Here is an 8,718-nt window from a genome sequence, read left to right as displayed (position 1 = left end):
CTGCGGGGCGTTTTCGTTCATCAAGGTCAGATAGGGAGCCGCGAAGCTCCATTCATCGTCCGATACATCCGTCGGGTATGGTTTGCGTTTTGTCATCCCGCCAGGTTACCAAGCATGAACAAAAGTGCCTAACACCCTACAGGGAATTCGTATAACTGGAGGGGCGAAATGCGTTCCCGGCTGGGCTCAGTCTAGGAGCTCTTGGTAATGGGAGCAATTACGGTTGCTCTTGATCGTGCGCTCCAGCGCAGTAGTGGAGTCGTCTTTTTCCGTTTTAAAATTGCCTTGTGGAGTAACTAGGCTATAAAGGTGTCTTTTCGAATGGTGATCGCTCCTGGCGAAGGCGGCCACGCTGATCTCGTTGCGATTATCCTTGGGCAGCCTCGGTGGTAAACCTTGCGCCTCGCGTTTCTTTATCTCATAGGTTTTTGCAAGGGAGAATCGCATAGCAGTGTCGGCGAGCGTGGGCCGCGAGCCGGTTATCACAGAATGATGCACATTGTCCGCCAAGCGTTTCAACTGGTCCAACGTCAAACCAGCCGATTGGGGGGATTGCTCGACCGAAGAGACGACGGAAGATGAACTCGATGCCGGAAGCATCTCGTGTGTAGCAGGAGTTGGACTGCGCGTTCTCGATCTATCACGAGCACTGCGGTAGATGTCTGAAGCGTTGTGGGAATTGGGTGATTGCATGAAGTCAGCCACTGCGTCTTCGCGGGTGTTGGCGGCGCCTGAGGTGGCGCGGCCGGTGGTTGCAAGGCTTGAGTTGTTGTAGACGTGCATTGGGTCAGCGTGAGAGTGGGTTGAGACGGGCGGGACGTTAGGATGCCAGCCATCGGTGGACGAGCTGAGCTACGAAATTGCCTGCGGGTCAACCGAAAATGCACGTTCGGATATTATAATTGCACGTGTGGACGACAAATACTCGCGAGTATTGGGTTGGAGTATTGAGCATCTGAATTACGGGGGAAGTCGAGGATCACCGAATTGAGGTCACCTTCCGGCTAGCCTGATGTTTACTCGTAAATGGAGTCATTCGTTTTACCTGAAGATGCGATACATCTGGGTGACGTCTTGCAGGGCGAGGAAGCCGCATCATATAACGGTTGGGCCGGTCGGACGATCCTGCTTGTGTGCGAGATAGGCACCGAGGCGGGCGATCCAGAGAACGACTTGCGCCAACGATGGAGGCTCCAGAGATCGCTTCGTCATGCTATGTACGCGGCATACGGCGTGCCACTCGACAGGTTGAAGTGGGACTTCGCACGGCAGGTCGCCGTCGAGCCGGGCCAGCAACGTCGCATACAGGATGCGCCAGTTGATCACGGCAAACAGCCCAGTGGCACGCGGGAACCGGTCGAGATTGCCAAACTGCCGTGCTCAACGCGGCAGCCGCTCTTGAGCACGCGATGCCACGATTCGATCGTCCAGCGGCGCGCGTACCATGTCAAAGGCTCCAATGCATCTTCGTGGGTACGCGTGGGCACCGAAGTGAGCAACATCCATTCGCGAGGTTCAACGCCTTCGGCAACATCTTCTTCGAGCGTGCGACATCCGGCCGTCCTTTACTGCGCCGGTAGAGCGGCGGGCGAAACCGCACCGGCGCGCATCGCAGCGTCAGGCCTGCAGGGCGCTCAATCGTGCGGCCCGAGCCCGGGATCTGCAATTGGGTCTTGATCCAGCACGGGTGCTGCGGCGATCGTCTCCTACAGGCACTTCTGCGGATGTGCGACGCTGCGATTCCAACTCGCGTGAGCGAGCTAGTCGACGCCGGTTGGGCGTTCGGCGAAGAACACATCGTCGACATCACCCTTGCGGTCGCACACTCCGCAATGTGGGTATCAAGGCAATGACCCGTGAGAGTCGACGATGTTCAAGGCCTTCGAGCCACTTGACGCTTTCCTGATCCCCAATGGTGCGCTGCTTGCGTGACGGGCGCGCTATGTCAGCACGCGTCCTACAGGTTCAGCAAGGATCATTCGTTTGTCAGGAGGTGGCTCTGCGTCTCGATTGAAAGCATGATGTTCCGATTATTGTGTTCAGTTGATGCGACGTAGCCTGCAGTCGGCGGCGGCAACCTGCCGCTGGCGCGCGCGAATTTCGAAGGTCGTCCTTTGAATCGAACGTTGTTTCGCGCTAGAACGCATACCGGTTTGGCGATAGGGTGCCAACTTATGTGAGCCCCAAAGCTCCACATTCTGCGTCTGACTAACCCATGCATGAGCTGTCAGCTTGGGTGATGTCACGGTGTTGGCGCGCCGACCCGAAAAGTACCGCGAGGAAACGAAACGGCTGAGCTTGCTAAGACGCGTTGACATTACGATAGTGATCGGAAGCCGTCCTTTTGCAGGGTTGGTGCCACTTTCGTTGGGTGGCAAATTTTCCATCGTCTTTATTTGGGATATTTCTATGTGTAAATGGAGTGATCCGGAGACGCGCTACATGCTGATGTAGATGAGGGCTTGGATTGACCCAGATATGAAATGTGTTTCAATATCAGAATATTTTTACAGTTTTATTAATTGTATAACGGAACAGGACTAATATATTTAATGATGGAGTGAGGTAAAAGATATCTGACGAGGAGAATATGCTTTATGGAGGTGTTTAATATAAATTCCAGCTCCTTCATGAGGAGCATTGCGTGGGGAGTAACTTTTTTGGAGGAATTTTAGCGATTGGGCGGGGGCGTTTATAAGATTGCTACTGGACGCTGACCTTATTAAACGTCATTCAGGTAAGCGAATTGCTCAATCAAGCGTCCGACGAGGCATCGCACTAGATGCCTCTTTCGATCAGAGGGGAGGAATGTAGTCTGCGTCGATTAGGGAGAGTTGATTGTGGCCGGCAACGGTATTTGGCGTTGCTGTGCATGCGGGGTTGCGCTTCACCGTCCGCAACCTGCGAACGATTCGTGAAAGTGGTAAGAAGGGTAGATGTTTCTTAAAAAGGACGATTCGACTGGAAATGGTGTGTATAATATCGGAATAATCTTCAATGCGGATGATGTACGATAGGAGTACTAATGTTAAAATTCGCTATCCATGAACCAGTCGACGCCCATTTCCGAGCCGTTCTTGCAGTTCGTGCTGGCAGCGGTGCTTGTGGGAGGTAACAACGGGAAGGTGGCGCCCGATAAGGAATGGCCAATCGTGGCGGATGGGGATATCCGGGCTGTTCACCTGTGGCTTAATCGATACGCACTCTCGCCTCACAGCTTGTCAAGCTATCGAAGAGAGGCGGTTCGTTTGCTGGTATGGGTGGCATGCGAGCTAGGCAAGCCTCTCTCGGCTCTCAAGCATAGAGATTTCTCGGCATTCGTCCGGTTTCTCTCCGCGCCTGCTGCGGATTGGCTTGCTCCGATGCGCCCACGAGGTAGCTGTTTGAGGCATCTCTTCGGGCTCCCCCTGTCATGGCAAAGCAGACAGCATACGCTGAATGTTCTGTCAAAGATGTTCGACTATCTGGTTGCGATAGGCTACCTCGTTGCCTCTCCCTTGATACCTTCCCGTGACCCATATTTGAGAGAAGGCTGGGTTGAGCGGCACATGAAACGTCAACTTGAGCATTCGCTCTGGCAGAATGTTCTCGATTCGATAGAAAATTGGCCGCAGACCACATTAAAAGAACGTCAACATCATCAACGCAGCCGCTGGATCATACTCTTCCTTTATCACACGGCATTAAGCGTAAGCGAGGTTGCGCGCACGAAGTCTTGTGATTTCATTTTACGACGTGGACGCTGGCGTCTGCTCGTCACCCATGGGGGCGAGGTCGCATTTGAATTACCGATAAGCGACGCTCTCATGTCGGATTTTGCACGGTACCGTGTGTTTTACGGCCTGTCGCCCTTTCCCCTCGCATACGATACGACTCCCGCTGTAATGACTATCTCGGGCGACACTACTAGGCATATGACTTCCTCAGCAATCTATTCGGTTGCGAAGGATGCCTTCCAGCGGGCAGCGTTAGCGCTTGAACAGGGCGACGGATGTGCTTCCCGAGCGCTCGCGCGCTTTCCAGCATTTCTGTCAACTTCTACGAGATCTCTCTAGTGCCTCGACACAATCGGGAATTGAAATTGTGAATTGTAAAATGTTTATTATTTAATTATTTATTTTTTATAAAAACAGGCTTCATGAAAGTTCGATAGCACAGCCGATATCGAGTCCGAATTTACGACGGGCGAAGCGTTGCCAGATTGAACTGCAGGTGGAATAAATGCGCGCTTGCACGGAGAATATATAAACCACCCAGCATGCAAGGTTGGTGCTTTGCCGGCTTGCTTGCAAACGCGTCAGGGTGCGAAAGAGTTCTTATTGCTATCGCACTGTTGGCGAGACAATTGGATTCCGATTCCGGAAAATAGGAGATGACATGAAAAATTCCATCCAACGGGACATCGGTCCGATCGCGTTGCTGTTGACAGGCTTGGGGTCGATCATCGGATCTGGGTGGCTCTTTGGGGCATGGCGCGCAGCAACTATCGCAGGGCCGGCATCCATTTTTGGGTGGGTTATCGGCGCCATTGTCATTCTCGCGATCGCACTTACCTACGCTGAACTTGGCGCGATGTTCCCCGAGTCGGGCGGTATGGTGCGCTACGCGCGTTACTCGCATGGCGCGCTGGTCGGTTTTATCAGCGGATGGGCAAACTGGATTGCGATCGTGTCGGTAATTCCCATCGAAGCTGAAGCGTCCATCCAGTACATGAGCACCTGGCCTTACGACTGGGCGCATGCGCTGTTCGTGAACGGATCACTGACGACTAACGGCTTACTGCTGTCCGCCGTGCTCGTGATTATCTATTTCCTGCTCAACTACTGGGGCGTGAAGCTGTTCGCGCATGCCAACTCGACCATCACGATCTTCAAGTTCCTGATTCCCGGCGCGACGATTCTCGGCCTGATGCTGACCGGCTTTCACCGCGAGAACTTCGGCGAGGCGAGCACGTTCGCGCCGTACGGATGGTCGGCCGTGCTGACCGCGGTCGCGACAAGTGGCATAGTGTTCGCGTTCAATGGATTCCAGAGCCCGGTCAACCTGGGGGGCGAGGCACGCAATCCGGCGAAGAGCGTGCCATTCGCGGTAATCGGCTCGATTCTGATCGCGCTTGTTATCTACGTGCTGCTGCAGATCGCCTTTATCGGCGCGGTTGATCCCGCCGATGTGATGAAGGGCTGGAGCCACTTCACGTTTGCGTCGCCGTTCGCGGAACTGGCGATCGCGCTGAACCTGAACTGGCTGGCGATTCTGCTGTATATCGACGCGTTTGTCAGCCCAAGTGGCACCGGCACGACATACATGGCAACCACGACCCGGATGATCTACGCGATGGAGCGCAACAATACGATGCCGCGGATTTTTGGTGTCGTGCATCCGCTCTACGGTGTGCCGCGTCCGGCGATGTGGTTCAACCTGTTCGTATCGTTTCTGTTTCTGTTCTTCTTCCGCGGCTGGAGCTCGCTGGCAGCGGTGATCTCCGTCGCGACAGTGATTTCATACTTGACCGGGCCGATCAGTCTGATGGCGTTGCGCCGCACCGCGACGGATCTCGAGCGGCCGCTCGAGATCGCGGGCATGAAGGTGATCGCGCCATTCGCGTTCGTCTGCGCATCGCTGATTCTGTACTGGGCGAAGTGGCCGCTGACCGGTGAAATCATTTTGTTGATGATCGTTGCGTTGCCCGTGTACTTCTACTATCAGACGAAGGTCGGCTTTGCCGGCTGGAGCCGCGACCTGACCGCTGCGTGGTGGCTGGTTGCCTATCTGCCGACGATGGCGGCGCTGTCGCTGATCGGCAGCAAGCAGTTTGGCGGCATGGGCATGTTGCCGTATGGCTGGGATATGGTGGTCGTGATCGTGTGCGCGCTGGTGTTTTACTACTGGGGCGTGCATACCGGCTACCGAACCGAGTACCTTGCCGAGCGCAACCCTGATGATCAGGCGACGATTACGATTCTTGGCGAAGGCCTAACTATCGGCAAAGCTGCTCCGACTCGTTGAACAGCGCGTTGCATCCTGGGCAGTCTCATAAGACTGCGGTTCAGCGAGTGTCACGACGGTGTTGGTACCAGGCAATCAATCGTCAGTCGCGGCTCGACGACGGGTACCTGAGCGCGTTATTCCCGGGCGATGGCCGACAATCGGCCTTCGGCAAAGCAAGACCTTAAGTAATCGGATCATTTCTAGGAGGTAAGCAATCCGGAGAACAAAACATCACCCGGGGGGCAACGGGAGAAGGACGATTCAACATGGATTCCGTAATTGGGGATCAGGGGCCGACTGAGAAATTCCAACATCAGAAAGACAAGGTACGTTCTCGACGGAACTAGACGTATATCATGCCGTGAATTAAGGGCAGGCGCAAACGCGCGACCGGTACGCTTGACAGGGTCGAAGTCATGTGGACCGCTTGGATGCCGTCGATGGACAGAAATGTTTCAATTGGGACAGTATCTAAGCTACCGACGTCGTGTCGGTTGCATGACCTCCTGCGTCACCTCGATCTCATCATCGTGTGCATCTGTCCATTAAAAATTTGGATGGACACGATCCTGGCCTGCGAGCCTTACGAAATCAAGATGACTTCAGTTCTTACAATCTATGGGGCACGAACACGAATAGATCGCCTTTAACAAATGTTGACACGTTACGGTTCGGGTGCATCTACGATCGGTTTAGGGCAGCTCGACATCAATCATTTGGCGGGATGCTCGGTGCCACCTGGATAGCGACTCGTGATGAACTGCCGTCGAAGGAGACCTTAATGAGCACTTCAAGAAAGACACTGCGCTCGGTTGTGGAGAAGTGGTTTTCTCTTACCAAGTCGCGGCCTTCGCATGTGACTCGTCTCTCGAGGGCGGCTGGGTATGGTCGGCACTGCGTGCTTGTCGAGGCGGCGCGACATGAAGGGGCACTATCGATCTTTTTCTTTCGCCATGTTGACGGATCGTGGAATGTCTTTCCGCCTGCAACAGAGCGACCATCGATGATGGCTGCCCGTTCCTCTGATGCCAACGCGGCACGTTTTTGATTCGATGGATCGAGCCCCATGAAGCCGGGGAGGTAAATCTGTCGAAATACCCAAGGGCTTCGTTTTCCCGGAGCCTCTAGACTAGAGGCACTGATATGAGTTTCGCGGTCACGTACCGCAAGGCGGTGTTCTGAGCGGCTTGTCGCTTTGGGTGAATCTGCTGGGGGGCTGCCTGTAACGTCGAGGGTGGATCCGGCTGATATCCGTGGGCGAGCAACTGAGTTCAATTATCTACCGAAATTTGCTCTAACCATGTCCTCATGGAAAAGCGATTGGTCAAGATTGGTGAAGCAGCGCAGATGCTCGGCGTTGCGGAGTCCACCCTGCGCAAGTGGGCGGAGACTGGCGAACTGTTGTCTGCTCGCAAGACGGCAGGGGGTACGCGCTACTACGCCATGTCGGACCTGCCCGGAATCGGCAATGAGAATGCGCCCGCGGTCTGCTATCCCCGCGTTTCCTCGCACGACCAGAAGGAAGATCTTGAGCGCCAGCACGCGATGCTGGAAAGCTACTGCGCGGCTAAAGGCTGGCGCTGCGAGGTAATCAAAGATCTTGGCAGTGGCATGAACTACCACAGGAGAGGTCCTGGCGGGCTGCCTGAAATGATTCTGCGCAAGCAGATGAAGCGCCTTGTTATCACGCACAAAGACCGGCTCCTGCGCTTCGGTTCGGAGTTGGTGTTCGCCATGGGCGCGGCGCAGAACATCGAAATCGTCATCGTTTACAAGGGCGAACAGCCATCCTTCGAGGAAGAACTCACGAAGGATGTGCTCGAAATCATCACGGTTTTTTCTGCACGCCTGTGCGGCTCGCGCAGCAAAAAGAACAGGAAGCTTCTTGACGTGCTGAAGGAAGCCGCCAGGTGATTGTTCGCGTCCGCAAAATCCGCCTGGACCCGACCGCAGAGCGGGCAAGGTATTTCGCTCGTGCATGCGGCGTGGCTCGCTTCGCCTACAACTGGGCGCTGGCGGAATGGACGCGCCAGCACAAGGAGGATGGCAAGCCGAACGAGCACAAGTGCATCGTGCGCCTCTCGCGCTCGATGTCGCGCAGACAGAAGGGAAGTGCAAACTGGGCCAAAGCGAAAGCCAGGCTCGCCCGGCCGCACCTGCGTGTCGCAAACGTTCGTAAGGATGCTTTGCACAAACTGACGACGACACTCGCAACGAACTACCCGGCCATCGGGATCGAGGACTTGAACGTGAGAGGCATGCTGAAGAACGGCAAGCTCGCTCGCGCCATCGCCGATGCAGGATTCTTCGAGTTCCGCCGTCAACTGGAATACAAGGCCGCCATGGCCGGTGCTCAGGTGATTGTTATCGAGCGCTTCTATCCGGGCAGCAAGATGAGTTCGGACTGCGGCGTGATTCACGCGCTCATGTTGAGCGACGGCGTTGTCGAATGCGGCTGCGGACTAAAGATGGACCGCGACCCTAACGCGACCATCAACATTCGGCGTCAAGCTCTGGCGCAGCAGTCTGCGGAGAGGAAGGTTCTGGCGGATGCTTCGGCAACCGTGAAACCGGCCTCCGAAGCAGAGAATGCCAGGTTTGCAAAGCGATGTGCAGACTACTTATTGACCTTTCCATAAATCATGACGTCACCACAAGGTTGCCTGAATCCAGCACGCGGCGATGATCGAAGGTCGGTGCTGAGCGCTTTTGAGCTTGTTGCGAGCGACG

General features: G+C 55.1%; 6 protein-coding genes. 4 read left to right on the top strand and 2 right to left on the bottom strand.

What is annotated here, in order from left to right:
• On the bottom strand, positions 1-96 hold a 96-nt coding region (locus tag HV796_RS38755; RefSeq protein ID WP_425497113.1), incomplete at its 3' end, for a transposase.
• A 90-nt stretch (positions 97-186) separates the two neighbouring features.
• On the bottom strand, positions 187-783 hold the full coding sequence (locus tag HV796_RS38750; RefSeq protein ID WP_175233084.1) for a hypothetical protein: 597 nt from the start codon (positions 781-783) through the stop codon (positions 187-189).
• Positions 784-3,548: 2,765 nt separating this feature from the next.
• Here HV796_RS38750 and HV796_RS38745 point away from each other — a divergent pair.
• The 4 genes from HV796_RS38745 to HV796_RS38730 all read left to right on the top strand — a co-directional run bounded on the left by HV796_RS38745 (position 3,549) and on the right by HV796_RS38730 (position 8,627).
• Complete coding sequence (locus HV796_RS38745) at positions 3,549-4,055, top strand: hypothetical protein (protein ID WP_175233083.1); 507 nt, start codon at positions 3,549-3,551, stop codon at positions 4,053-4,055.
• Between the two features lie 322 nt (positions 4,056-4,377).
• Positions 4,378-6,006: an APC family permease gene (locus HV796_RS38740; protein ID WP_175233082.1), complete on the top strand. Its 1,629-nt coding sequence runs from the start codon at positions 4,378-4,380 to the stop codon at positions 6,004-6,006.
• 1,290 nt (positions 6,007-7,296) lie between these two features.
• Positions 7,297-7,902 carry an IS607 family transposase gene (locus HV796_RS38735; RefSeq protein ID WP_175233081.1) on the top strand — a complete coding sequence of 202 codons (606 nt, stop codon included), beginning with the start codon at positions 7,297-7,299 and terminating at the stop codon, positions 7,900-7,902.
• Positions 7,899-8,627, top strand: a complete 729-nt coding sequence (locus HV796_RS38730) for a transposase (protein ID WP_246356312.1) — start codon at positions 7,899-7,901, stop codon at positions 8,625-8,627. Before HV796_RS38735 ends, HV796_RS38730 begins: the two co-directional genes overlap by 4 nt.
• Positions 8,628-8,718: the final 91 nt, after the last annotated feature.

This window comes from Paraburkholderia humisilvae, from assembly GCF_902859855.1.
In the GTDB taxonomy this organism is placed as follows: domain Bacteria; phylum Pseudomonadota; class Gammaproteobacteria; order Burkholderiales; family Burkholderiaceae; genus Paraburkholderia; species Paraburkholderia humisilvae.
Note: the sequence above shows the minus strand (reverse complement) of the source record. Positions and strands in the feature narration are given on the sequence as shown.